19 protein-coding genes are annotated in these 25,985 nt (G+C 53.9%); 7 read left to right on the top strand and 12 right to left on the bottom strand.

Annotated features, from left to right (window positions below):
* Positions 1 to 24 precede the first annotated feature (24 nt).
* The 10 genes from KP806_RS12890 to KP806_RS12845 all read right to left on the bottom strand — a co-directional run bounded on the left by KP806_RS12890 (position 25) and on the right by KP806_RS12845 (position 16,116).
* The gene (locus KP806_RS12890) at positions 25 to 1,602 is read right to left on the bottom strand and encodes an extracellular solute-binding protein (protein WP_224724101.1); all 1,578 of its coding nucleotides are present in this window, start codon (positions 1,600 to 1,602) and stop codon (positions 25 to 27) included.
* 102 nt (positions 1,603 to 1,704) lie between these two features.
* Positions 1,705 to 2,604 carry a carbohydrate ABC transporter permease gene (locus KP806_RS12885; RefSeq protein ID WP_224724100.1) on the bottom strand — a complete coding sequence of 300 codons (900 nt, stop codon included), beginning with the start codon at positions 2,602 to 2,604 and terminating at the stop codon, positions 1,705 to 1,707.
* Positions 2,598 to 3,563: an ABC transporter permease gene (locus tag KP806_RS12880; protein WP_224724099.1), complete on the bottom strand. Its 966-nt coding sequence runs from the start codon at positions 3,561 to 3,563 to the stop codon at positions 2,598 to 2,600. The genes KP806_RS12885 and KP806_RS12880 overlap by 7 nt, the downstream gene beginning before the upstream one ends.
* Positions 3,564 to 3,768: 205 nt before the next feature.
* A complete protein-coding gene (locus KP806_RS12875; protein WP_224724098.1) occupies positions 3,769 to 6,075 on the bottom strand; it encodes a helix-turn-helix domain-containing protein in 2,307 nt (768 codons plus the stop codon).
* A 578-nt stretch (positions 6,076 to 6,653) separates the two neighbouring features.
* Positions 6,654 to 9,329: a glycoside hydrolase family 78 protein gene (locus KP806_RS12870; RefSeq protein WP_224724097.1), complete on the bottom strand. Its 2,676-nt coding sequence runs from the start codon at positions 9,327 to 9,329 to the stop codon at positions 6,654 to 6,656.
* 18 nt (positions 9,330 to 9,347) lie between these two features.
* On the bottom strand, positions 9,348 to 10,253 hold the full coding sequence (locus KP806_RS12865) for a nucleoside hydrolase (protein ID WP_224724096.1): 906 nt from the start codon (positions 10,251 to 10,253) through the stop codon (positions 9,348 to 9,350).
* 323 nt (positions 10,254 to 10,576) lie between these two features.
* Positions 10,577 to 12,997, bottom strand: coding sequence for a glycoside hydrolase family 95 protein (locus tag KP806_RS12860; RefSeq protein WP_224724095.1), 2,421 nt, complete (start codon positions 12,995 to 12,997; stop codon positions 10,577 to 10,579).
* 57 nt (positions 12,998 to 13,054) lie between these two features.
* A complete protein-coding gene (locus tag KP806_RS12855; RefSeq protein WP_224724094.1) occupies positions 13,055 to 13,876 on the bottom strand; it encodes a carbohydrate ABC transporter permease in 822 nt (273 codons plus the stop codon).
* On the bottom strand, positions 13,876 to 14,751 hold the full coding sequence (locus tag KP806_RS12850; RefSeq protein WP_224724093.1) for a carbohydrate ABC transporter permease: 876 nt from the start codon (positions 14,749 to 14,751) through the stop codon (positions 13,876 to 13,878). The genes KP806_RS12855 and KP806_RS12850 overlap by 1 nt, the downstream gene beginning before the upstream one ends.
* A gap of 45 nt (positions 14,752 to 14,796) precedes the next feature.
* On the bottom strand, positions 14,797 to 16,116 hold the full coding sequence (locus KP806_RS12845) for an ABC transporter substrate-binding protein (RefSeq protein WP_224724092.1): 1,320 nt from the start codon (positions 16,114 to 16,116) through the stop codon (positions 14,797 to 14,799).
* 216 nt (positions 16,117 to 16,332) lie between these two features.
* Between KP806_RS12845 and KP806_RS27810 the strand changes: the two genes are divergently transcribed.
* The gene (locus tag KP806_RS27810) at positions 16,333 to 18,174 is read left to right on the top strand and encodes a sensor histidine kinase (RefSeq protein ID WP_224724091.1); all 1,842 of its coding nucleotides are present in this window, start codon (positions 16,333 to 16,335) and stop codon (positions 18,172 to 18,174) included.
* A 31-nt stretch (positions 18,175 to 18,205) separates the two neighbouring features.
* On the top strand, positions 18,206 to 18,979 hold the full coding sequence (locus KP806_RS12835) for a response regulator transcription factor (protein WP_224724090.1): 774 nt from the start codon (positions 18,206 to 18,208) through the stop codon (positions 18,977 to 18,979).
* 67 nt (positions 18,980 to 19,046) lie between these two features.
* On the opposite strand, the gene KP806_RS12830 is transcribed toward KP806_RS12835, so the two are convergent.
* Positions 19,047 to 20,120: a Gfo/Idh/MocA family protein gene (locus tag KP806_RS12830; protein WP_224724089.1), complete on the bottom strand. Its 1,074-nt coding sequence runs from the start codon at positions 20,118 to 20,120 to the stop codon at positions 19,047 to 19,049.
* A gap of 211 nt (positions 20,121 to 20,331) precedes the next feature.
* Between KP806_RS12830 and KP806_RS12825 the strand changes: the two genes are divergently transcribed.
* From KP806_RS12825 to KP806_RS12805, 5 genes are all read left to right on the top strand, one after another.
* A complete protein-coding gene (locus KP806_RS12825) occupies positions 20,332 to 21,219 on the top strand; it encodes an AraC family transcriptional regulator (protein ID WP_224724088.1) in 888 nt (295 codons plus the stop codon).
* 293 nt (positions 21,220 to 21,512) lie between these two features.
* Positions 21,513 to 21,908 carry a hypothetical protein gene (locus KP806_RS12820; protein ID WP_224724087.1) on the top strand — a complete coding sequence of 132 codons (396 nt, stop codon included), beginning with the start codon at positions 21,513 to 21,515 and terminating at the stop codon, positions 21,906 to 21,908.
* 98 nt (positions 21,909 to 22,006) lie between these two features.
* Positions 22,007 to 22,399, top strand: a complete 393-nt coding sequence (locus tag KP806_RS12815; protein WP_224724086.1) for a zinc ribbon domain-containing protein — start codon at positions 22,007 to 22,009, stop codon at positions 22,397 to 22,399.
* Positions 22,400 to 22,411: 12 nt separating this feature from the next.
* Positions 22,412 to 22,876, top strand: coding sequence for a hypothetical protein (locus KP806_RS12810; protein WP_224724085.1), 465 nt, complete (start codon positions 22,412 to 22,414; stop codon positions 22,874 to 22,876).
* A gap of 153 nt (positions 22,877 to 23,029) precedes the next feature.
* Complete coding sequence (locus KP806_RS12805) at positions 23,030 to 23,908, top strand: class I SAM-dependent methyltransferase (protein WP_224724084.1); 879 nt, start codon at positions 23,030 to 23,032, stop codon at positions 23,906 to 23,908.
* A gap of 697 nt (positions 23,909 to 24,605) precedes the next feature.
* Here KP806_RS12805 and KP806_RS12800 read toward each other — a convergent pair.
* Complete coding sequence (locus tag KP806_RS12800; protein ID WP_224724291.1) at positions 24,606 to 25,958, bottom strand: family 4 glycosyl hydrolase; 1,353 nt, start codon at positions 25,956 to 25,958, stop codon at positions 24,606 to 24,608.
* Positions 25,959 to 25,985: the final 27 nt, after the last annotated feature.

Genomic DNA, 25,985 nt, shown 5'->3' with positions numbered 1-25,985 from the left:
TTTTTGCCCTGATCTTCCCGCACGTTATTTCAAATATTTCTCGAATATCGCCTGTACTTGGCTAAGCCCGACCTTCTCCAGGTCGTTCAGATACCCGTTCCATACTTCGTCGCTGCTAATATCGACCATGCCCATAACGGCTTTCGTCGCAAACTGCAGCGCAACATCCTCAAGGGCGCTGACCGTCGTATTAACCGTCTCCTGCTCCTCCTCGGTAAGCGGCGCGTTCTTCGGCGTCACATTAAAGTTCGCAGCGAATTCCTTCATCGCTTCCTGCTTCTTCAAATATCCGGCATCCGATTTCAGGAAATCGTCGCTTTGGCTCAGCCACCAGTCGAAGCCGTACTGCTCCGCCACCTTTTGACGGTCGAGTCCGTCCTTGTATTTCAGCGTTCCGCCTTCGTTCACGTAGGTCACGTTCTCCAGGCCCGCCTGGTGGAACAGCTGCCCTTCCGGCGTGGCGCCCCATTCGACATACTCGAGAATGCGGTCCAGCTTCTCCGGCTCATCGGCCAGCTTGCTGCTGAAAATCGGGCCGAACAGCGAGAAGTTAAGCGGCTTGAACTCCAGCGCCGGCTGCTCCGAGGCGCTCGGCAGAGTGCGGGCGTATTCCCACTGGCCGCCCGGAATATCCGTGAGCGCATAACCCGGATCGACCGTATGGCTCGCGTATTGGAAATCCAGCAGCACTTTGCCCGTCAGGCGCTTCGCCTTCCATTGGTCCTGCGTCAGCGTCGCAAATTCCTTCTCGATCAGCCCATCCTTGTACAGCTTGGCAATAAAGGCCAGCATGTCGCGGTGCTTCGGCGACGCCATGTTCCATACGACCTTTCCGCCCTGGTCCGGATCGTTCCAGAAACCGCGCGTGTTGCTGCTTTGCGGGTTGCGGAACGCCTGGCGGAAGCCGTTCATCAGGTTTTTGACGCCGCCGTTTTCCGTGCCGCCGCGAACGCCGATCGGCACCGAATCGGGATACGTTTCCTTCAGCTTTTTCGCCGTCTCGTAAAGCTCATCCATTGTGGCCGGAAATGCGGTAATGCCGGCTTTGTCGAACGCATCCTTGCGGTAAATCCAGGTCATCGGGTCGCTGCTTGCCACGCTTGGCAGCATATACAGCTTGCCGTTGGTGCTGCCGTACGACAGAAGCAGCTCCCAGTCCTCGTCGGAAAACAGCTTGCGGTAATTAGGCAGCTTATCGATGTAATCGCCGATCGGCAGCAAATAACCGGACGACGCCCACTTGGCCACGCTGGTCGGACCGTTCATGTTCGGGATGAAATCCGGATAATCTCCGGATGCAAACATAACATTGTACTTCTCGATGCCCGCCGTCAGCGGGATCGACTCAAAATCCCATTGCATGCTGAACCGTTTTTCGACCTCTTTAATGTAGTCGTTCGGTATTTGATTCGGCGGATATTTGGGCATGCTCGCGACCGAAATCTTCACTGCGGCGTCCCCGCCGGAAGCTCCGCCGTCAGCCGTAGGCTCCGTCCCCTGATCCGGCTCGTTGGCGTTCCCGTTATTTGCCTGGCTGCAGCCCGTCGCAGCGACCACCATTACTAGCGCGAGCAGTGTCACCTTCCAATTGCTTTTTCCCATGATCTTTCCTTCCCCCTCATCATGAATTCAAAGCAGTACTTCGGTTTCTGGTCATGCATGACTGGCGATCAACCTCTGCCGCCTCACCTCCTTCATATCATGTCAGCCCTTCAGCGAGCCGATCATGATGCCTTTGACAAAATATTTCTGGATAAAAGGATAAATCACGAGCATCGGGACGATGGACACGACCAACGTCGCGTATTGAACGCTTTCCGGCGTAAGCTTCGTGCTCATATCCTCCGCCAAGGCGGCGTTGCCCTGCGAAGCCAGCTGCTCGGCCATCGTGCTCTGCAGCACGATCTCCCGCAAAATCAGCTGCAGCGGATAATTGTCGTAGCTCCTCATATAAAGCATGGCGGAGAAATAAGAGTTCCAGTGGGATACTCCGTAAAACAACGCAATCGTAACGACGCCGGCCATCGACAGCGGAAGCACGATGCGGATTAACGTCTGCAGCTCGCCGCAGCCGTCCAGCTTGGCCGCCTCCTCAAGCTCCTGAGGAAAATTTTTGAAAAACGAAATCATAATAATCAGCCACCAGGAGCTGATCAGCACCGGAACGGTCAGCGCCCATACCGAATCCATCATGCCGAGCGATTTGATCAGCAGAAACTGCGGCACGATACCTCCGGTGAAGAACATCGGCAGCACCGACAGCATCAGGAAAAACGGGCGGAACAGCAGATCTCTTTTGGACAGCGAGTAGGCGGTTATCGTCGTGAACAGCACGTTGAGCACCGTACCGATTACCGTAATAATGACAGAGTTCAGAAACGAACGGGGGATGTGGGCATTTTCGAACAGAATCGTGAAGTAGGCGTCCAGGTTGAAGTCCGCAGGCCAAAGGCCGACCCTTCCCCTCATAATCTCATCCGGATTGCTGAAAGAGATCGATACGACATGCAATAGCGGCAGCAGCGTAATTAGCACGACAAAAACCATAACGGCATGCACGATGAAATCCAGTATTCTTGAGCCGAAGGAGGTGTCTTTTACCATAAGCTTTCATCCGCCACCTTTCGTGCCAGATAGTTTGCCGTCACCAGGAAGATGACGTTCACGACCGCATTAAACAAATCGACGGCCGCGCCGAAGCTGAAATCCAGCTCGACAAGTCCCCTGCGGTAGACGAAGGTGGAGAATACGTCCGCCGTCTCGTAGGTTAGCGAGTTGTACATAAGAATGATTTTTTCCGAGCCGACGCTCAGCACGCCCGACATATTGAGGATGAGCGTAATGACCACGACCGGCTTGATGGCCGGCAGCGTAATATGCCACATTTGGCGAAGCCGGGAAGCGCCGTCGATGACCGCCGATTCGTACTGCTCGGCATCGACCTTCGACAAAGCCGCCAAATAGATGACCGCGCCCATGCCCATCGACGTCCAAATGCCCGAGCTGACGAACAGGAAGCGGAACCAGCTGGCATCGGCGAAGAAATAAACCGGCTCCAGGCCGAGCTTGGCGAGAATAATATTGACGATACCGGTGCTTGGAGACAGCACCATCTTCATCATGCCGATCACCGCCACGACGGACAGGAAGTACGGCAAATAGCTGATCGTTTGAACAAAGCTTTTGTAATGCTTTTTCCGGATTTCGTTAAGAAGCAGGGCGAACAGGATCGGAACCGGAAAGCCGAACAGCAGCGAGTACAACCCGAGCAAAAAGGTGTTCCGCAGCAGCTTCAGGAAATACGGCCCGTTAATAAACGTTTTAAAATGATCCAGCCCGTACGCGCCGGCCCAGGGAGCCCACAGCACCGATTCCAGGAAGCTCTGCCCTTCCTGCATACGGAAATCTTTGAAAGCAATCAGGATTCCGTAAATCGGAATGTAGTGAAAAATTAAAAAGTAAGCGATTGCAGGAATGAAGAGCAGCAGCAGCACCTTTTGTTTTTTTGCTTTTCTCCGTATTCCCGCGAATGTACCGGCACGTCCGGCCGCCACGTCATTCATAGGCGATCCTCCCCCTTGCGAATTCTCTGTCGGCGCCGGCCGCTCATGCGGCAATGCCGGGCCGTTAAAATTGGTAGCGCTCTCACAAAACACGATACACCGGCCCGGCCTGAACGGTAAAGGAACACTTCATCCGGAACACACCTTCCTTTCGGAAGGGCGGAAACCCCTGATTTTATGCGGTTTTCAGAGGCGGACACACCTTTTATTCGGAGCACGCCATCGTTTCATTCCGGTATGAGGTCGGCTGTATGCCGAACACCCGTTTGAACGCCCTGCGGAACGATTTGTCGCTGTTGTAGCCGACCCGGATCGCGATGTCCCCGATCGGCAGCTTCTCCTCCTTCAGCAGCTGGCAAGCCTCGTCCAGCCGCAGCCGCTCCAAATATTCGGAGAAGGTTACGCCAAGCTGCTCCTTCAGAAAGGTGGATACATAGGTTTCGGATTGCTTGTATTCGGCGGCCAGCATGCTGAGGCTGAGATTGCTGTCCTTATAGTTTTCGACGATGTAAGCCTTCATGCCCTCGAGCATGCCCTCGTATTTGGAGGTCTTCTGCCGCTTGATCCGCTCGCAGACGGCGAGCAGCTGCTTCGGAACGCGCGCATAGCTGTACTCCTCCGCCGCGTCCGCCTCCGGCCCGCCCTGGCCGTCCGGCAGGGCCCCGTCGTCCCCGGACAAATAGTCGAGCTGTCCGCTTATTTTTTGAAGCGTGCCCTGCATTTCGGCGATCAGCTGCTTTTTGCGCCAAGGGCTTAGCTGCCGGACCCCGATATTTTGCGTTTCGATATGCTCCAGCAGCCGGCTCAGCTCCTCGGTGTCTCCCGCCCTGACCGCATTCATCACCTTCAGCTCCACATCCGGCGGATAATAATAATGGCTGGAATGCCGGCTGATGCAATCGTAGCGCGCCAGCTTCTGGGCGGCATCCGGATCCTCGTGCTCCAGCGCCTGACACGCTTCGTTGTACGAGCGCCAGACGTCCATGACGCGATGATACGCCTGCCCGACTCCAATGGAGGTCATGAGGGACAGCTCGCCGAGAAAGCTCTCCTGCAGCTGCCGGAGCTGTCCGACCCTCCGCTCGAATACCTCCTCTTCCGGACCGCGGAAGGAGAACACGACGGCCAGCTTCTCGGCTTTCAGGTCATGGACGAACGTCCCTTCTCCAAGCTCATGCAGCAGCAGGCGTTTCATCCGCGCTTTGCCCGCCGTCAGCTCCTCCTCCGGCATATACCCGGCATGCTGAATTTGGATGACGGCGACCGCTACGTTGTCCCAGATAATCGAAACTTCCGCTTGCGAAAGATGGGCGCGCATTTCGATTTCATGGTTGAAGCCGCTCTTGAGCATTTTCTCGAAGCAGGCGGCTTGCAGGAGCGGAAGCTGCTGCTTCATGGACAGGCTCATGCTTCTGTTGTTCGTAATGATTTCATGCACGGCCTTCTGAATGACGTCCATCGCGGATGCCCGCTTGCCCGTCTCACCGGGGGCTGCCGCAAAATCCTTGATCGAATCGAGCAGCTCTGCGATCGGCTTGCTGTTCCGGTACGCCAGCAGCAAAGCGGCCAAGCAGCCAAACGCTATCGCAGCCAGAGCAATGGACCAGTTGATCCGCTTGATATACTCCGCTTTGGCAAACACGCTGTCCGCCGGAAGGCCGGCCACATAGGTCCAGCCGCTGCCGGGGGAATGCACCGACGTGATGAACATGTCCGTCCCGTTCATGCGGACGAACGAATCCTTCCCGGCCCCGGCGCTCACCGTCTCGACCCGCTCCCCGCCGGCCGATGCGGAGACGATCATTTCCTCTTTTTCGTTCAAAATATAGGCAAACGAGCCTTCCTCGGCCAGCAGCCGGTCAAACATCCGGACGATTGCACTTTCCTTGATCAGAATGACGACGGCTCCGTCTGTCCGCATGTTGGTGCCTGCAGGCAGAGGGCTGACGTACGCTACGTAATCCTCCGTCGTTCTTCCGTCGTATACGCGGGACAGCGGCAAGTACCGGTTCATCCGCTCGCCGGCGATGGTATCCTCCAGCCACAGGCCGAACGGAACGTCGCCGATCTTTATCGGCTGAGAGTCCAGCTTGTCGATCCGGTCGCCGGAGATGACGGCTTCGCTTTTCTCGAGATAGACGAACAGATTGGAGAACAGCTGGTTCGTCGACAGCATGTTCAATTCGTTTTTCTGCAGCTGGGAGAACTTGTACACCGCCTGCGGCGGCCATGAAGCGTCGGCGGTCAGCATCACATTCAGCAGATCCGAATCCAGCGACAGCAAGGAAACGATATCGCGGATTTCCGTCAGCAGACGGTTAAGCGCCTCCTCGCTCTGCTCCAGCACCGCCAGGTTCAGCTCCGCCGCGTCGTCCTTCACGACCTGCACCGTCTGATAATAAGCATGCGCGCCTACCATCAGCGGGATCAGCAAAATCAGAACATAGGACAATAAAAATTTGCCGAACAGCTTCCGTTTTCCGTTTAATCCGAACGCCCATTTCCGTTTCATCGTCATCGCTCCTTTGGAGAAGTGGATCGTTTCAGCGGCAGGTCCCACTCAACTTTTTTATCCGCGGGTATTGGGAATGCTGGCATCATAAACTGGATTTCATACAGGTATTTTGGGAGTAAATTTGTACCTTGCTGAAATAACTGGATTTTGTGTATCTAAATAGGCGAGTTGCTCCAAATCCGCTCTATTCGGCTGTTTAGATGTACAAAATCCAGTTACTTTGCGGAAAAACAGAGTACGGCGGAAATTAGCTGCATAAAATCCAGTTACTACACCAAGCCAGCGCCCCCAGACACTTACCGTCCAAATTCTATCCCAGACTTTCCCCTCGTTCCGTAATCAGCCTGCTGCAGGACGGGCTATCGTCCTTCGAGCACCGTTTCATCCAGCTAGAAGCCTCCCATAATCCTAACCTAATCCTCACTATCCGTAAACGCAAACGGCTGACACCGCCTTTCGGCGGCATCAGCACGTATAGCAAAGTATTGTCAAGTTCGTTTAGAAGCTTGCGGAACTGCAAGCAACCGGTGACATAAGCTCCCGCTCTGGATTACCGCCAAGGCGGGAGCGCGCGGTTACTTGCGCAGCATTCCCGCTTGCACGCTCTCGAAGGAGTACCGGCCCGAGCCGAGCCGGAACACGGAGCAGCCGTCCTGCTTCGAAGCCGCGCTCGAAACGCTTCCCGCTTCGGCCCCGCCTGCGAGCACCGCATCGCCTGGCACGTACACGTCTGCCGTCGTATTCGCCGGGATCGACACCTGAAGCTTGAATACGCCATTGGGCTCAAGCTGCCATTCGCTGCCGATCGTCCCGTAGCAGGAATCGTAGGACGCCTTCACCCACTTGATCCGGCCGCCCGGCCTTGGCCGGATAACCGCATGCTTGAACCCCGGCGCGGCGGGATCGGCCTCGATGCCGGCCATATACCGGTACATCCACTCGCCGACCGACCCGAGCGAATAATGGTTGAACGAGTTCATGGATGGCGTCTGGAAGCCCTTGTCCTCCGTCCAGCCGTCCCAACGCTCCCAAATCGTCGTCGCGCCGTGCTTGATGGAGTACATCCAAGACGGGAACTCCTCCTGCGTCAGCAGATCGTAGGCGACCTCAATTTGACCGTTGTCCGTAAGCGCGGGCAGCAAATATCCGACGCCGAGGAAGCCGGTCGACAGCCTGTTCCCGCGTCCGCGGATATCGTCGACCAGACGGTCGACGGCCTTTTTGCGCAGCTCCTCCGTCAGCAGGCCGAACTGGAGCGCCAGCACGTACACCGTCTGCGTATCTCCGTGAATCCGCCCGCTGCCGTCCACGAACGCGCCCCGGAACGCATCGGCAATTTGCGCATACAGCTCGTCGTAGGCCTGCTCGTCCTCGCGTTTGCCCAGCACGCCGGCAATGCGCGACAGCAGCTTGGTGCTGTAGGCGAAATAAGCGGTTGCGAGCACTTCGTTCGGCGTATCCGCTCCGATCGACAGCCAATCCGCGTAATTCGCGTAGCCCGGACGGACCAGACCGTCGCTGTTATTTTTCAAATACTGCACCCAGCGCACCATCGCCTCGTAATGGCGCTCCAGCACTCGCGTATCCCCATACATGAGGTAAAGCGTCCAAGGAATGATGACCCCGGCGTCTCCCCAGCCCGAGTTGTCCGGCGCGAACCAGTTCAGTCGGGTGCTCCAATTTTTGAAACGGATCCAGCCGGCATCGGGCGCTACGTCCGTGAACGCTCCCGACGGCTGCTGGCAGTCGATCATGTCCCATACGTACTTCGTAAAAAAGCGCGAAACATCCATGTTATAGGAGGCCGTTCTCGCAAAAATTTGCGCGTCGCCGGTCCAGCCGAGCCGCTCGTCCCGCTGCGGGCAGTCGGTCGGCACCGACAGGAAGTTCCCCCGCTGGCCCCAATGAATATTCGAAAACAGCTTGTTGACCATTTCGTCCGAGGTTTCCATTCTGCCCGCAAGAGGCGTATCCGAATGCACCACCTTGCCGGTCAGCTGCTCCAGCCCGGGCTCGCCCGGATAGCCGATCACCTCGACATAACGGAAGCCGTGAAACGTAAAATGCGGCTCATACCGCTCCTCGCCTTCGCCTTTCATCACATAATGATCCTGCTGAACCGCCTTGCGGAGATTGTCCAGGTACAGCGAGCCGTCCGGGCTCAACATCTCGGCATGGCTTAATGTGATTTTGATCCCCCGCTCGCCAATTGCCTTGATTTCCGTCCAGCCGACCATATTTTGCCCCATGTCAAAAATATAGCTGCCCGAAGCCGTCTTCCGGACACTTACCGGCTTTACCGTCTGCGTGATGCGCACGGGCGGCTCAAGCGCCGCAACGATCAGGCCGTTATAACCCGGACGGACATCCGGCTTCTCCCATGCCGTATCCGAATATTCCGCCGTGCTCCACGCCCCCGGCTCCAGCCTCGCGTCATACGTCTCGCCAAGAATCATATCGGAGTAGGAAATCGGCCCCCGCATCGTTCGCCAGGTGTCGTCCGTGACGATGCTTTCCCGGCTCCCGTCTTCATATTCCACATTCAATTGCAGGAGGAAAAAAGGCCGCTGCCCGTATACGTTTCTGCCCAGCATGCCGACCGTTCCCGAATACCAGCCGTCTCCCAAAATAACGCCGACCGCATTGCCGCCGGCCTGCAGCAGCTCCGTGATTTCGTAGGTCTGGTATTGCACTCGCTTGTCGTAGTCCGTCCAGCCCGGCGCGAACCGGTCCCCGATCCGCTGCCCGTTCACCTGCAGCTCGTACAATCCAAGCGCGGTCGCATAAGCCACCGCCCGCCGGATGCCGCTCCGCAGCTTGAACGCCTTGCGGAGAAACGGCGGCGGCTGCAGATCGACGCCCTGCTCGGCTTTGCGTCCGATCCATTTTCCCTTCCATGCGCCGCGGGACAGCAGCCCCATCGTCCAGAACGCGGGCTCGCTCCACTCCGACTCGCTGCCCTCACCGTCCCAAACCTTCACCTTCCAGTAATAGGCGGCTTCCGCCTCGAGCGTCTCGCCGGCATATACGATATGCGCCGATTCGCCGGAGGAGACGACACCGCTGTCCCAAGCCGTCCCTTCCTCCCGGTCCAGCGCTTCGCGCGAGCCGCTGACCAGAATACGGTATGCGGTCTGAACGGTTCCCGGGCGCTCCGATTCCAGCTGCCAAAACAACCTCGGCTCAAGCGTGTCGAGACCAAGCGGATTTTTCAAATATTCCGTTTTGCAATTAATGATGCGGATCGACATCGTATAAGCGCCCCCTGTTTAATTTTCTTTATTGAACAATTCCAGCTTGGCATACATATCCTCTAGCGTGAACCTGGAGTCCACGGAACGGTATACCCTGATTTTCCTCGCTCCAGGCGGCCCCGGTTCGTAGAGCATCTCTTCCGTAATATGGGGCGGGTCCATCAGGTCGCATTCAAACTCGTGATCGTCGAGCAGCAGCGATACGGCAGGCGAGTCCCCCAGCTGCCACGATTCGCCTTTCGGCCATCTCGGCCCGTGAATCGGCAGCAAATTGAAGGCGACCATCTGGTCGTACAAATACCGGCCGATGTCTCCGTGCGGCCGCACTCTTACCGCCAGCTCCGCCAGGCTGACGCGGACCATCTTGTAGACGTTTCTCGGCACCTGCCAGAGCGGAATCGGAGAACGGAAGACAATGTTGGCCGCTTTGACGTCGTTCCTTAAGTTAAATTCCTCGCCGCCGGCCGGGTAAGCGCCGCCGCCGATCCAGACCGCGGTCAGCCGGTCCGCGATGCGCGGCTCCTGCAGATAAGCGCAGGCCAGATCCGTAAGCGGACCTAGAAAAATAACAAACAACGGAGCCGGATCGTCCTTCATCGCCTCGCGGACGATCAGCTCGGAGCCTTCGGAGGGAATCGGCGTTTCTTCGTCCGCCAGCGCCGCCGGCGCCCCGCGGTATACGCCGGCCTGCCCTTCCAGCTTCATAATGCGCAGCACATTTTCGATTTCTTCGAAAGAGTCCTCCATCGAGGTGGCGCTGCGGCCTGTGCCGAAATGAGCGGCGATAAGGCCCGCGATCCGGAACTGGGGCGTAAGCAGCGCATGAGCGATAGCGAACTGGTCGTCCGCTTCGTTTTTCGCATCCGTGTTGACGATCAGGCGAAGCTTCTTATTTTCGGGAACCTCGTACGGCATTTTCATGTTAGAGCTAACCTCCTATGGTATCCTTTTTTATTTCTTGAACCGACCGAACGATCGACCGTTTGATAGATTCGCGGACCGCGATCCGTTATTTCTCCTAAAATGGCGCCAGCGCGGTTCTGGCGGACACACCTTCCGTTATAGATCGAAATTAGGCTCAAATCAGCTCATTTTTGACCCATTAACGGATCTGGAGTCCGCGAAAGCTCAAAATGGTCAACTTTAGAGGAAATAACGGATCTGACGTCCGCAGCTTAACGGTTCAAAAGCAGCTCAACCGTTCAAACGTTCGGTCGTTCAATCGTTCAATCGTTCAATCGCTCTCAATCATTCAGCCTGGACAGCGTGTAGGATTTCCCCGCTTCAGTCCGGAAAGCGATGACCCGTTGCTGCCGGTCCGCAGCATCTCCATTGGCGGCTTCCACTTCCGCTTCGACCTCCCGGCCTTCCGACAAGACGGCGAACCGTCCCGCCGCACGAATCCGGCAGAGCCCTCCGTGGAGCGAAACGATCTCCGCCTCCGACAGCGCGCCTTCCTTCCAGATCATGCCGACTTCGAAGCCGCTGCGCGCCCGAAGGCCGCTAACCTCGCCTTCCGGCCAGACGTCCGGCAGCGCAGGCAGCAGGCGGATCGCTTCTCCATGCGACTGCAGCAGCATCTCCGCAATGCCGGCCGTCGCCCCGAAGTTGCCGTCGATCTGGAACGGCGGGTGCGCATCGAACAGATTGGCGTACACGCCTCCGCTTACAAAATCGATTTTCCCGCCGTCATCCACCGTCGGCTTCAGCAAAGCCGTCAGCAGGCCGAATGCGCGGTTGCCGTCGCGGAAGCGCGCCCACAGGTTCACCTTCCAGCCGATGCTCCAGCCGGTGCCGCCGTCTCCGCGCCGCTCAAGCGAGACGCGCGCCGCTTCGAACAGCTCCGGGGTGCCTTCCGGCGTCAAAGCTTCTCCCGGGTAAATATCGTAAAGATGGGAGACATGCCGGTGATACCGGTCTTCATCGTCATAGTCCTCGGACCACTCCTGCAGCTGTCCGTGCTTGCCGATCCGCATCGGCAGCAGCCTCGAACGCGCCCCGGCCCACTCCTTTCGCAGCTCTTCGTCGATGCCGAGCGTCTCCGCCGCCTCGATGCAGTTCGACAGCAGCTCGCGGATCAGCGACATATCCATCGTCGAAGCCTTGCCAAGAGCCGGCGTCCGTCCGTCCGCCAGCCTGAATCGGTGCTCGGGCGACGTCGAAGGCGATGTGACAAGCCGGCCCTCTTCGTCCTCGAACAGCCAATCCAGGCAAAACAACGACGCCTCCTTCATCACCGGATAAGCATGGCTCGCGAGGTAGCCCTTATCCTTGCCGAACCGGTAGTGCTCCCACAGATGCGCGCACAGCCAGACGCCGCCCATCGGCCAGTTGGCCCACAGCGGATTGCCGTGCCCGTAATCGCCGGGAGGAGCGGACTGCCGCCAAATATCCGAATTGTGATGAGCCGTCCAGCCGCGGCAGCCGTAGTTGATCTCCGCCGTCCGGCGCCCGGTTTCCGCCAAATCCCGGATAAAGCGGAGCAGCGGCTCATGGCATTCGGACAGGTTGCAATTTTCCGCGGGCCAATAATTCATCTGTGCATTAATATTCAATGTATAATTGCAGCTCCAGACCGGTCTCGCCTCATGGCTCCAGATGCCCTGAAGATTAGCGGGCTGGGTGCCGGCTCTGGAGGAAGCGATCATCAGGTATCGCCCGTAATGGAAAAGCAGCTCCACCAGCCTCGGATCCTGCGCGCCGTATTCCGCAATGCGGCGGTCGGTCGTCAGCGCCTCCGGGGCGACGGAATCCCCCAAGCGGAACCGGACTCTGCCGAACAGCGAGGCGTGATCGCCGGCATGCGCCTGCCTCAGATCCGCATACGGCTTCGCCAGCGCGGCATTCATCTGCCGCTCGGCTATCGGACCCGGCTCCAGCCCGCCGGTGCCCGGGCAGCGGTCGAAGCCGTTAAAGCTCGTTGCCGCGGTAAAATACAAAATCGCGGATGCTGCACCGTCTACATGTAGGCCGTCGCCGTCGATCCGCCAAGTGCCGGGGCCTTCCAGCCGTACCTGCAGCCTGCACTCGAACCGCATCGCGGAAGTCGCATCCTCCGCTCCGTATACGATAGGCTCGGGGATGTCGCAATAATTGGGAGCTACGTATTCCGGGCAGCGCCCTCTCAGCAGCAATGCGCCGTCCGATGCGGTTTGGGACGAGCGCAGCGGACTTGAAAGACTCGCTTTAAAGCTCAGCAGCCCTTCCCGGCCCGCCTTTAAATGAACGATAACAACCTGGTCGGGATACGACGCGAATACCTCTCTCGTATACTCCACGCCTCCGACCCGGTAAGCCGTACGGGCCGCTCCGTCCGCCAAATCCAGCTCCCTCCGGTAACTAGAGACGATATTTCCATGGTAGAAACGGATGTGAAGGTCGCCAAGCGGCATATACGTCTGCGTGTAGGGGCCCATCATCGAAGCTTTGCTTAACGCTTCCGCCTCTTTGTGCCGGCCTTCGGCAATCAGCTTCCGGATTTCCGGCAGCGCCTCCTTCGCCTTCGGGTTGTTCCAATCCCTTGGTCCGCCGGACCATAACGTATCTTCATTCAGCTGGATCCTCTCCAAATCCGCCCCGCCGAATATCATCGCTCCAAGCCTGCCGTTGCCGATTGGCAGCGCTTCCGTCCATAAGGACGCCGGCTTGTCGTATTGAAGCTTCATCCTTTTGCCTCCCATGCCTCTTCTTCTTCCCGCCTAAGCAGCGCCTGCGGAGTTTTTTTATCCTTTGACCGAACCTGACGTCATGCCGGAAATGATATACCGCTGTCCAAGCAAATAAATGACGATGACCGGCAGCGTCGTCAGCACGATATCGGCCGATACCAGATTCCAGTTCACCTGGAATCTTCCGAAGAAATTGTAGACCGCAAGCGTCATCGGCCATTTGGCCGTGTCGTTCAAGTAGTACAGCGGCAGAACAAAGTCGTTCCAGGCGCCCATGAAATTCAAAATGCCGACCGTCACGATGACGGGAGTCAGCAGCGGCAGGATGATGCTGTAGAACAGCCGGAGCGGCGGACAACCGTCGACGATTCCCGCTTCATCCAGCTCCCTCGGCACGGAATTGACGAAGCCGTAAATCAGAAACACGCTGAACGGAATCGACATGACGGCTAGCAAAATGATAATTCCGAGCTGTGTGTTCATAAGGTTCGTGACCTGCATCACCTTCGTCAGCGTCACAAAGTTAATCGGCATAGCGATGCCCATTATAATGAAGAAATACAGAAACCGGTTCAGCTTCGTGGCGTTTCTGGCAAAAATATAAGCCGCGATCGAGGATAGTGCGATGCCGAGCACCGTGGAAGCCGACGTATAAAACAAGCTGTTGAAAAAAGATTGTACCAGCTTCCCTTCCTCGATGACGGTGGCAAAGTTGCTCCAATGCAGCGTCTTCGGCAGCGACATGCTCATCGAGTTCGCCCCGACCCGGTCCTTGAAGGAATTGACCACAATAAGCAGGAGCGGAATGAACATGATGATGCTCAGTACCCAGGCAAAGCTATTTTTCAGCACAAATTGCACGGGATTCTTCTTCATTACTCACGCGCTCCTTCCTTGGCCATTAGCCGGATAATAAAGTAACCGATAATCGTCATGAACAGGAACAGCATCGAGGACAAAGCGGTTCCCACCCCGTAGCGGCCCATCGAAAACTCTTTGAAGATAGCGGTATACAGCACGTCCGTCGCATAGCCCGGCCCGCCATTCGTCAAGACGTAGACGACCTCGAACACCTTCAAGCCGTGCAGCATGTTCAGCACCGTGGTGACGGCCAGCGCCGGCATAAGCAGCGGAACGGTGATGTATTTCAATTTATGCCAGCCGCTTGCCCCGTCGATTTCTGCAGCCTCGTAGTAGGATTTATCGATAGACTGCAGCCCGGCAAGCAAAATAATCATGATGTAGCCGACGCCCTTCCACGTGTCGACTGCGATAATGGATTTGAACGCCCAGTTCGCGTCCACCAGCCATTTTTGCGTCAGGACGTCCAGCCCGATATAACGCAGCGTTTCATTGAGCAGCCCGGTCGCCGGATTCAGGATCGACTTGAAGATGAGCCCCACGACCAGCATCGGCACGATCGACGGCATGAAGAGCATGACCCGGTGAAACCCTTTCATACGGATGCCTTCATTCAGGATCAGGGCAAAGGCCAGACCGAGCACCGTCTTCAAAATTACGGTCGATATCGTAAAATTGACCGTATTAACGATGAAGCTGACGTAATTCTCATCGGCGGAAAACATCACCTTGAAGTTGTCGAGACCGATGAAATGGATCGCATCGGAGTAGCTGTTCCAGTCTGTGAAAGAATAGTAGAAGCCCATCAGACTCGGTACAATAAAGAAGATCGAATAAAAGGCAAGCGTACCCCAAGTAAAATAGGACGGATAAATTTTATTCCTTACCATACATTCATCCCCTCTCCTTTTTTTCGGCCTTGTTACTCGGCCCTGTTACTCGGACCAGGCCGGATCCTTCGCCACTTTAGCCATTTCCGCTCTGCGCTTGTCGATGTTTTTCAATATGTCGGCCGGCTCCATCGAGTTTGCCAGCATCGCGGAAATATCTTTCCCGATATCCATCCACTGTGCATTCACGTAGCTCACAACATTTTGAATATCCGTACCTTTCTTCGGATAGGCTGCGAACATATCCTTTTGCGCATCGGTATATTTGTCCGTCAGCCCCGTGAAGTTCAGATTGGTGAATTCCTTCGTATTGTCGAGCAAATATTGAAGATTTTCCGGCTGTGCCAGAAAGTCGAGATATTGCTTGGCCGCCTCGAGATGCTTGCCTTGCGAATAGACGAATTTGCTAGGGCCGCCCGGGTTAATATAATAGAATTGGTTGTCGGCAATCGGCAGAACGAAGTAGCCGAAGTCCTCTTCCTTCATTTCCGGATTCGCTTTCACGACATCGCCTACGATGCTCTGGGCGGAAAGCGCCATCGCGAATTCGCCGCTCGCAAGCTTGTTCGTCGTACCTGCGCCCGTATCCGAGAAGGTATTGTCACCAAAAAATCCGAGATCGTAAATTTCTTTCAATTGGGTCAGCGCATTCAGCATCGACGGATCGTCCGCGAATTTCTTTTTGTTGGCGTTCAAGTCGTCATATAGGCCTGGCGTAAGTTCGTCGTATCTCGGGCCCGGCTCCGCCAGCCACATCACATGGTGCCAGCCGTCCGCGATCGGCTCGTAAATCGGCGTCACTCCGGATTCCTTAATTTTCAAGGAAGCCTGCTTCAGCTCCTCATACGTTTTCGGCACGGTCAGGCCGAGCTCAGCGAAAATCTTCTTATTGTAGACCATAACGAAGCTGTTGCCCGTATCCCAAATCGTCTGCGCGTATACTTTGCCGTCCAGGGTCGCCGTCTCGAGAGAGAGCGGATCAATACGTTTCGTCCATTCCTGATCGCTCAGGTCGACGGCATTTTCTTTTACGTTGTAGTTGAGGCTGATTTCGCTTTTGCCGCTTTGGCCGCCGAAGATGTCGGGACCTTCCTTCGCGTTCAGCTTTGTTTTCAGTACATTGAAATACTGGTCGGCGGGAATGATCTGATAGTCGATCTTGATTCCCGTCTGCTCCTCGAACTTTTTGGCGAGCTCCATTTCGGCATTGTATATCCAGCCTTGGCTTGCGAGATAGGTCAGCGTAATGTTTTGTTTGCCTGTCGTTTCCCCATTCTGTTCATTTCCCGGGCCGTTTCCGCCGCAGCCCGTAACAAGGGCAATAGCCAGCAGTAACACGGTCATTGTTAAAGCCTTTCTGTTCATCCTGTCTGTCTCCTTCATGATCGTTGTTGAATTCGCTTACATTGAAGTTTTCGTCCTCATTATAAAATCCGAAACCCTGATCTTCCATGGAGAAAACGGATTCATTTTTTGTCTTTATTTTACCGAATGCGTTTTCAAAAAGCCTTTGACAAATGACCTGGCGAGATGGACAATACAGTTAAGTTTGGCTAAAGACAGCTCCCGGAGGAGACGCCAGTGAATAAATTCCGCAACATTCAATCGATATTGTTCATGACTTACTCGCTTATTATTATCGTTTTTTTCGCGGTTTTGGTCATCTGGTTTTACTGGTGGGCATCCGACCTGCTCCGGGCTGGCGCAACCGATTCGCTAGGCAGTATGGGGCGGTCCATGCAAGAGCAGATCGATTCCGAAATTACGAAAATGAACGATGTGTCGCTTGATGTGATGTACTCCAATTTGATCAAAAACAATTTTAAAAAATATATGTCCGGGATAGAAACGTCGTCTCCAGCAAGCTCTGTTGGAGGTCCGCCCGCAGGCATCCAGGTTGAAAGCGCCAAGGAGCTGTCTGAAATATTGACCGCAGCCATCGGGCCCTCGAGGCCTGTCGCGCAGCTCTACCTTTATGATTTCAAAAATAAAGCGTACGGCAACGGCTTTGACAACGGAGCGCGAACCTACAATCCCGAGGATAAGCCGTGGTTCCAAACCGTCATGAACAATAAAGGAAAATACATCAGCCCGCAGGTTCTCGACAAAGAAATGTCCCGCTTTATCTCGTCCAGAGAGGAACAGTATTCCGTCTCGCTCCTACGGCTTTTCTATGACAATTATAACGCTCCGATGGGCATTGTCGAAGTGAAGCAGTATTATAACCGCGTCTTTAAAAGCGCCATCGATTTCGAACAGCAGAACCCGTATCGGGCAAAGGTTATCGTATACGGCGACGATGGGCGGATTGTCTATCCGGCAGAGGAAGCATCGGAGCAACGCACGGCCTATATCCGGCTCGGGACCGGCACGGAGGCCGATATTCAAAATTCCTTCAGCACCGTTCTGAATCCGGTTACGAATGAGAAGGAGCTGCTCTCCAGCCACCAATCGGACGTGACGGGCTGGCATACAACGATCGTCGTATCCGAAAGTGAGCTGCTTGCTCCGATCGTCGATTTTGCCAAGCGGGTTGTACTTATTGCCGCCATTCTGCTGTTGTTCGCCATTTTTCTGTCGTTCGTGGCCGCCAAGCGGATTACGCTGCCGATTATGAAAATTCACCGCACCGTCCGGAATATGCGCCTTGAGAACTTGGGCAGCACCCAGACGGCTCCCAAAGAGCTGAACAGCGGTTTGAATGAATTGGATCAGCTGCACTGGTCGTTCCTGAAGATGAACGCTCAGCTGAAGCAATCGATGGACGAGCTGCTGCTTGCGCAGTCCCAAGAGCTGCAGGCCAAGCTGGTTGCGCTCAATTCACAAATGAATCCGCATTTTTTGTATAACACGCTGGCAACGATTCATGCAATGGCGGAGGAAAATATGAACGAGCAAATCGTCTCGATGACGGAGAACATGTCCAGCTTTTTAAGGTATATCTCTTCCGACGAATCGGTCTCCAGCCTGGAAGACGAACTGCTTCATACAAAAAAGTTTCTGGAAATCAATCAGATCCGTCACGGCCGGAAGCTGCAGTACGAGCTCGATATCGACGACCGGATTTTGCAGCTGAATTGTCCGAAGCTGATCGTTCAGCCGCTCGTCGAAAATGCTTTGAAATTCGGCACGCAGCAGGAGCCTCCCTGGATCATTCGCATCGCCGGCATTATAGAAGACGACAGGTGGCGGATTGAAGTATCCGACAACGGGAACGGCTTTTCCGAAGACAGCCTGAACCGCCTGTACGGCAAAATCCGGGACATCGACGAGACGAATGCCATTCCGATGCTCAAGCTAGATGGAATGGGGCTGCTGAACATTTATATCCGCATGAAGCTGACGTTTGGCACCGAAACCGTTTTCCGGATCGAGAACAGGCCCGGGGAAGGCGCCACAGTTGCTATCGGCGGATTGATATAGCCCCATATTCTTTTGAAAGTAGGTTATCATGATGGAGGAACCGAGACAAATCAGGGTTATTATAGCCGAAGACGAAGATTTGATCCGCAACAATCTGGTCCGCAAAATGGAAGGACTGGACGAATCGATTAAAGTCGTCGGTGCCGTGCAAAACGGGAAAGAAGCGCTCGAGCTCGTCCAGGAAGGTCAGCCCGACGTATTGGTGACGGATATCCGGATGCCGGTTATGGACGGCATGGAACTGATCAGGCAAATGCACCTGTATCACCCCCGGGTAAGCAAAATCATCACTAGCGGTTACGCGGATTTTGAATATGCCCGACAGGCGATGAAATTCGGCGTGACCGACTATTTGCTGAAGCCGATCGCTGCAGATGAGCTCAGACAGGTGCTTTCAAAGGTTAAGTCCACAATCGAACAAGAAGAATCCGCCTACAAAAAAAATATGAAGGGCATGCAAAATCCGGGGATGAACCCCGAGGAAATCGTAAGCAAAGTGCAGAGCTTCCTTAGGGACAACTTCCGGAAGGACGTGAGCCTGGAGCAGATCGCCCGTAATTTCAATTTCAACGCATCCTATTTGAGCAAGCTGTTCATCAAGCATACGGGCGAGCCGCCTTCCCGCTATTTGATGGCCTTGCGCATCAATGAAGCCAAATACCTGCTCGCCAATCACTCTCATCTATCCGTCAAAGAAGCAGGAGAGCAGGTCGGTTACCCCGACCAGTTCTATTTCAGCCGGGTGTTCAAGCAAATGGTGGGATGCACGCCCAAAGAGTACCTGAATGAACAGCATAAAAAGTAAGCAGGCACGCGAACAGGCAAAGTCACTTGGTTGACTTTGCCTGTTCTAAACCAGCTTCGAATGTATGTCAGACCGGCGTATTTTCCCGGATGATATCTTCGATGCGGATCACCTTGCCGCCTTCCTTCATGCTCCGTTCCATCGCCGCCATCAAGGCAAGCGTCCGAACAGCTTCATCTGCGTTCGGAAGCGGTACGGTACCTGTATCGAGACATTCCGCAAAATATTCGATATAGTTCTGGTATTCGCCCGCATGATGGCTTTTGCCCTCAAAACGGAAGTAGTAGTCGTGCATATCTTCGTAGGAATACGTCTTTTTGCCTTCACCGGTAAAATGCGTATGGTAGCGAAGGTTGGAATATTCCGCCCGCGAGGTACCATTCGTGCCCCGGATGACACATTCGATACCGGGCTCGACCTCGGAGCCGAGCGATGGCAGCGTATAGCTGCCGGAAATTTGGCCGATTCTGCCCTGATCGTCGCGAACGAGAAAGCGCATCGAATCCCAGGTGTCGAGGCCGTAGCTGCGGCTCGTTTCGCTCACGGTTCCGAAGCCCGTCACCTCGGTCACTCCGGGCAAATACCAGCGGACCAGATCGACGGCATGGATCATAAAATTGTACATCCAGCTGAAGCCGCGCTGACGGCTCCAAGGCTTGTCCAGAAACCAGCGGCTGTCCGCAATATAATGGGCTTCGACCGTTTGTACGTCGCCGTGCCGGCCGTTCTCAAAATCCGCGCGCTGACGGATCATCGGCTCGAAAAAGCGCGAGCTCTGCCCGACGAATACGCGTTTGCCGGACTTCCGCACCGCTTCCAGCAGCTCGTTCGAACCATCCAGGGAAGTGAGCAGCGGCTTCGTGCAGATGACGTGTTTGCCTGCCTCCAGCGCTTGAATAATGTGGGAGAGATGCAGCTGATCAGGCGTATAAATGGCTATGACGTCTATATCGGGATTGCCGAGCAGCGTATTGTAATCCGTTGTGAAGCGGTCGAAACCGAATTCCTCGGCGCGCAGCTCGCACATCGACCGGTTAATATCGCACACCATCGCAAGCTCCCATCGCTTGCTGCTTAAAGCGGCAGACATAATGCTGCGGCCTTCTCCTAATCCGACAACGCCAAGCTTGTAAGTTTTCATAAATCCGTTTCCCCCTTGTTGTTCGGCCAAGCCGAATTGGCGCAGTTAATGTAAATTGCTTCTATCAATCAGCCGGGAATGCCAATCGGATTGGGATACAGCTTTCATTCCAGCGGCTGATTATCTATAATTATAGGTGCGTCGAATACAACGTACTCTAGCTGATTTTGCTATAAAGTTAAGGGATATTGCTTTTCGGAGGGACTCCGCCATGACCAATCCTTATCTGATCAAACAAGACGTGCCACACCGGGACCCGGGTTTCCCGTTTAACGTCTTTCATATCTTTCCGCCGGACAAGGAAATTCTGCATCTGCACTGGCACGACGATTGGGAAATCATTTATTTTATCCGTGGAAACGCAACCTTCTATATCGGCTCCGAGACGGTTAAGCCCGAGCCAGGCGACCTGCTGTTCGTGAACAAGGGGCTGATCCATACGGGGTTTGCCGATGACGACGACCCGATCGAATATTACGCGGTTGTGTTTCATCCTTCCCTCGCCGGGAGCTCGATGGCCGACGCCTATCATATGCAGATCACGAATCCGTATATATCGGGAAAAAGCTTTTTCCCCCTTCGTCTGCCGGCCCATGACGAGTATTATCCGGCCGTCGCGGCCATCGTGAGGCAGCTGATCGACGAATACCGGCAGAAGGACACGGGCTTCCAGCTGGCGATCCGGTCCATGCTTCATTTGCTGCTTGTCCGGCTGTCCCGCCTCCATCGGCTTCAAGGTCCGTCCGGCGCCGTCAGCCATAACGATGCGGAACAGACCGAGAAATTCAAGGAGCTGATCGCGTACGTGGAACAGCATTATCCCGAGAAGCTGACCGTCCAGCAGGCGGCCGGCATCGTCAATTTGAGCGAATATCATTTCTGCAGAACCTTTAAGAAAATAACCGGCAAAACGTTCGTCGAATACGTCAATTTGCTCCGGATCAATGCCGCCGAGCAATTGCTGCTTCATTCCAACGATCCGGTCACGGAAATCGCCTTTAACGTCGGCTTCGGCAGCGTCAATTATTTCAGCCAGATGTTCAGGCAGTACAAGCGCCACTCGCCCTCTCAATGCCGGAAGCGGCATGGACGGGGATGAGTGATAGGAACACGTACTACGTGCTGCGTGCTGCGCTTTCTCGGCTGTGGCTAACGACCTGAATTCGATAACTTCCCATTTCATCTATCTTAGTAGGATTAGTGCTACTGGATTCCTTAGCAGAGTACCGGACAACCATTAGTTCCTTGCCCGATCACAATAGCTTACTTATAACTACCGATGGCAGCCGATCATACCGATCGACTGCCTTTTTTCGAATATGCCCTGATATGCACATGAATATAATTTCCATTATATAGGTACATTAATCTGAAAAATACAAGGGTGATCGAGTGAACACAGTACGAATTTGGACCTATATTTTGTTGTCAGTAACGTTTATTTTCACGCCATTTACAGAAGCAGAAGCCCGCCTAGACCCAAGATCTGAATCAATCGAAAAAGCATTACTTCAGCAATTGAACCCGATCATTATGAAGTCTCTTAGGGGAATTTACCATGAGAAGTACTCCCAGTTTAACTGCGAACAAATCCTTTCTATAAATGAGCGCTTCACGCTGAATAATCACAAGGATAAAGCAATGCCGGTCGATGCCATTCACGGGGGACAGTATTTTGAAATTTGGGTTGATATATGCAGGCCAGATGGCGATCATGTTCACATGCTATTAAAGAACGACGGATCTGATGATTACTACCTGGATACATACAAAATTTTGGACTCCTAGAGAAACCGCCCTGATGGGCGGTTTTTGTTGTCTCGGCTGCCGCAACAAATTCAAACTTGATTCGTCTAAATTATGGAAGGGAAGGATGAAACTTTCGTATGGAATGCCCATGGTGCAATCACGAGGTGGAGATCGTAAAAGGAAGATGCCCGCATTGCCGCAATAAACTGCACGAGGTCACGGATGAGGATTTTTCGACTGATGCGCTCGATACGCTCATGGAGAACACCACAGAGATTGAGGAATTAAGCATTATCGAGGTCATCGAGGATCGCTTTAAATGCTCTAAATGCAAAGAAACGGATTGTGGTATCAAGGAAGTCGCAATGACGGGTACCGGGTTGAGCAAGTTGTTTGATATCCAGCACAACCACTATTTGTTCGTATCTTGTTTGAATTGCGGTTTCGTAGAGATCTATGACCCGAATGTTCTGGAAGGTAAGAAAACCGGCAAACTAGGTTCGATCATGGATGTTTTGTTTGGGGGTTAAGCGGGAGTTTCGATGCTACAGGTAGGAGATGAAGTTACGGTGACTCTATTTTACTATATTGCCGCCCCTCATGAGCTCCCGACCGGTTCGTTCGGACAGAAAAAATCGGTTATGACGCTCATCGATTACGTGACGAAAGTAAACCCTGCCGCAAAGAACCAGCTCCTGATGCAAATTTTATTGGAGAAATACCCGCAGGGCGATAAACTTATGGAGGTTTATGAGACTGAAGAGGATGCCGCCGGTTTATACATGACGGGTCCCATCACAGGACAAGATTACTCTCATGTGTTCCGCCATCCTTTGGTTTATCAAGTGGATCCCGAAGGAGGCTCCTTCAGGATCCATGACGGATTGAAACAGTCACATCCCCTTTTATACCAAACCAGCAAAAAGTGCTTGTCCGAACTATTCGATTATTTGCGTCGTCAATATAGGAAACGGAGAAGATATCGAGCTCTATTCGTGCTGGGCTAACGGTCAAGAGAGATTTACTGACAAGCCTAAAAAGGAGCTCGATCTCGTGCTTGAGCTATCCTCTTTTCAATTGGAAAACGAGTTTGAGTGGAAAGAACGTCAATTTATTAGAGTAATTAAATAAACGAAGCTACCGGTCTGAAGGAGGTCCTGATGGACAATTACGATTGGAACAACAAAATCGATTATTTAAGTAAAACCAGATGGCTGTATTATAATGATGACTATTTGGAATTCCTTGTTAAAATGGTTTGGAAAATCACATCCCCGGTTCGCATTATCGATTTTGGCTGCGGCTACGGCTATTTGGGGACCAAGCTCTTGCCCTTGCTTCCAGAGGGTTCTACATACACGGGGGTTGATGGAGGAAATCAATTAATCGAACATGCCAAGGATATATTTAAAGATGCTCCATTTACAACTGAATTTGTCCTTGGAGATATTCAGGAAATGGAATTCGAACGAAAATATGATCTTGCCGTTTGCCATGCCTTTTTATTGCATGTGGGAAATCCGAAGGACGTCCTCCGGAAAATGATAGATTGTCTGGAGGATCGCGGCAGAATTGTGTGCTTTGAGCCGCATTGGATCTCAGGCATGGCAAGCTATTTTTTGGACGGGTATCCAGCATCGGATATGGTACAGTTAGGCTTTCTCCAGAGGTTATTTGAGAGAGACGCCCGGCGCAGCGGCAAGGACGGCAATATCGGAATAAAATTACCGGTTTATTTAAGCCGGCTGGGGGTTAAGCAAATCGAGTGCCGGGTTAGCGATAGGGTGAATTTTTTAGATCCTAATTCTGAAGCTGGGGAAATGGAAGCTCTGTTCAGCGCGTTGAAGGAAGACGGATTTGGAGCCGATCCCGGGGCAGAGGAACCGTTTGTTGAAAGTTTAGTTAAACGCGGTGCCGCCTATGAAGAGGCGCTGAGCGAATACAGACTGGAAGCGGCTTTGTCAAACCTGTTTAAGGACAACGTATTTCTGACTTATGCCCCTAATATGAAAATTACAACCGGGATTATCGAAAGATAAACATGTGCAATATAACGCTAGAAACTATCGTTATTAAATCCAATTTACTCCAACTGCCCGCGACAACGATAGAAATTAGCGCTATTCCGCCGTCTGGGCCTCTTTCTCCCGCCAACTGGGCAACTCTCGGCGGATATAACGCTAGAAACTATCGTTATCAAACCCAATTTACTCCAACCCCTCGCGACAACGATAGAAATTAGCGTTATTCCGCCGACTGAGCTTCTTTCTCCTGCCAACTGGGCACCTCACGGCGGATATAACGCTAGAAACTATCGTTATTAAATCCAATTTACTCCAACTGCCCGCGACAACGATAGAAATTAGCGTTATTCCGCCGACTGAGCTTCTTTCTCCTGCCAACTGGGCATCTCACGGCGGATATAACGCTAGAAACTATCGTTATCAAACCCAATTTACTCCAACCCCTCGCGACAACGATAGAAATTAGCGCTATTCCGCCGACTGAGCTTCTTTCTCCCGCCATCTGGGCACCTCACGGCGGATATAACGCTAGAAACTATAGTTATTAAATCCAATTTACTCCATCGACTCTCGACAACGATAGAAATTAGCGCTATTCCGCCGACTGAGCTTCTTTCTCCCGCCAACTGGGCAACATCCCCGAGTAAATACGTGCGCTATCTACAAAAACACAAATAAAGGACACCACGCAGGTGTCCTTTTCCGTTGATGTCTATTTGAAAAATTGCGGCAAATACGCCTTGTTTGCTTCCAAAAGCTCGTCGCCGAGACGCTCTGCCGCCGCTTTGTTGTGCAGAAGAGGAGACACGTACAGCGCCTGGTACAAAAGCTTGCGGTCTCCCGTCAGCGCCGCTTCCACGGAGAGCTCCTGCTCGTTCACGATCGTCAGCATCGAGCCCGCTACGACGTCCGGCACCTCACCGCTGATCTCGGGATGGATGCCGTTCGAGCTGACGGAAGCCCAGGTTTCGACGGCGGTGCCAAGCGGCAGGTTCGAAATCTGCCCCGCATTCGCCATCGTAACGATCGCTCTGGACGGCTTGCCCGTATACAACGATTCGCAAATCGACGACAATCCCTCGTGCGACAGCTTAAACTTCGGCAATTCGGCTTCGCCCCGCAAAATGCCGTAAATCTGCGCCTTTCTCGCGTCGATCAGATTTTGCCTGCGGGGAAGCACGCCTTTTCGGCGGATATGGTTAGTCCGCATCGCCTGCTCGTCATTGCAATAATAAGGGAGATTTTCCGCCACATGATTGGAAGAACCGACCGGAAAATAGCCCAGCTTCTCATACAAAGCGAAATTCAGGTAATACTCCATGTTTTTGCCGGGACTCAGATGCTCGTTGATCATATCGTCGGTCGTATTCGTAACCAGCAGACCGTTTTTTTTGCGGAAATAGGCGACATACCGGTCGAGCGAAAACTCGCTCTCCATCGGGCGGCCCTTACAGGTGACGTTCTTCAGCCATGTATAATGGTTCACGCCTACGCTCACGGCATCGATATCCCCGTAGCCGACCCCCATGTAGTCAGCCAGCATTGAGATCGTACCCGCAAAATTGTGACAAAGGCCCGCTACCTTAACGGATGTCGTTTTGGCGACGGCGCGGGTAAGCTGGGACAGTGGGTTCGTGACATGGATCAGCCAGGCATCCGGGCAAATTCTCTCCATTTTTTCCGCGATGGAACAAAACACCGGAACGTTGCGCAGCGTTCTGGAGATGCCGCCCGGTCCGACCGTATCGCCGACGGCATGATAAACGCCGTATTTTTCGGGGATATGGTAATCCTCGTGCATAGCGGCCAGCCCGCCCGTCGAGATGGAGACGCACACAACGTCGGCTCCCTGCAGCGCTGTGTCCAGGTCGTCGACGCTCACCGTCCAGCCGGCCTGAAGCGCTTCGACCATCATCCCGCAATATTCCGCCATCTCGCCCGCAGCCTTCCGATCAAGGTCCACCAGGCTTAAGTGCCCTCCGTTAAGCGGCTTTCTTAGAAACAAATCACCGGCAAGCGTAGGCGTCCATGCAAAGCTTCCGCCGCCGATAATGACAATTTTCATGCTCAAAACTCTCATCCTTTCCATTTC

The sequence above is a fragment of the Paenibacillus vietnamensis genome (genome assembly GCF_020169515.1).
GTDB classification, from domain to species: Bacteria; Bacillota; Bacilli; order Paenibacillales; family Paenibacillaceae; genus Pristimantibacillus; species Pristimantibacillus vietnamensis.
This window is presented reverse-complemented; position numbering and strand designations above follow the sequence as displayed.

Coding starts and splice junctions, on each gene's coding strand:
- KP806_RS12890 (WP_224724101.1), bottom strand. CDS start 1,602: ATGGGAAAAAGCAATTGGAAGGTGACACTGCTCGCGCTAGTAATGGTG.
- KP806_RS12885 (WP_224724100.1), bottom strand. CDS start 2,604: ATGGTAAAAGACACCTCCTTCGGCTCAAGAATACTGGATTTCATCGTG.
- KP806_RS12880 (WP_224724099.1), bottom strand. CDS start 3,563: ATGAATGACGTGGCGGCCGGACGTGCCGGTACATTCGCGGGAATACGG.
- KP806_RS12875 (WP_224724098.1), bottom strand. CDS start 6,075: ATGAAACGGAAATGGGCGTTCGGATTAAACGGAAAACGGAAGCTGTTC.
- KP806_RS12870 (WP_224724097.1), bottom strand. CDS start 9,329: ATGTCGATCCGCATCATTAATTGCAAAACGGAATATTTGAAAAATCCG.
- KP806_RS12865 (WP_224724096.1), bottom strand. CDS start 10,253: ATGAAAATGCCGTACGAGGTTCCCGAAAATAAGAAGCTTCGCCTGATC.
- KP806_RS12860 (WP_224724095.1), bottom strand. CDS start 12,997: ATGAAGCTTCAATACGACAAGCCGGCGTCCTTATGGACGGAAGCGCTG.
- KP806_RS12855 (WP_224724094.1), bottom strand. CDS start 13,876: ATGAAGAAGAATCCCGTGCAATTTGTGCTGAAAAATAGCTTTGCCTGG.
- KP806_RS12850 (WP_224724093.1), bottom strand. CDS start 14,751: ATGGTAAGGAATAAAATTTATCCGTCCTATTTTACTTGGGGTACGCTT.
- KP806_RS12845 (WP_224724092.1), bottom strand. CDS start 16,116: ATGAACAGAAAGGCTTTAACAATGACCGTGTTACTGCTGGCTATTGCC.
- KP806_RS12835 (WP_224724090.1), top strand. CDS start 18,206: ATGGAGGAACCGAGACAAATCAGGGTTATTATAGCCGAAGACGAAGAT.
- KP806_RS12830 (WP_224724089.1), bottom strand. CDS start 20,120: ATGAAAACTTACAAGCTTGGCGTTGTCGGATTAGGAGAAGGCCGCAGC.
- KP806_RS12825 (WP_224724088.1), top strand. CDS start 20,332: ATGACCAATCCTTATCTGATCAAACAAGACGTGCCACACCGGGACCCG.
- KP806_RS12815 (WP_224724086.1), top strand. CDS start 22,007: ATGGAATGCCCATGGTGCAATCACGAGGTGGAGATCGTAAAAGGAAGA.
- KP806_RS12810 (WP_224724085.1), top strand. CDS start 22,412: ATGCTACAGGTAGGAGATGAAGTTACGGTGACTCTATTTTACTATATT.
- KP806_RS12805 (WP_224724084.1), top strand. CDS start 23,030: ATGGACAATTACGATTGGAACAACAAAATCGATTATTTAAGTAAAACC.
- KP806_RS12800 (WP_224724291.1), bottom strand. CDS start 25,958: ATGAAAATTGTCATTATCGGCGGCGGAAGCTTTGCATGGACGCCTACG.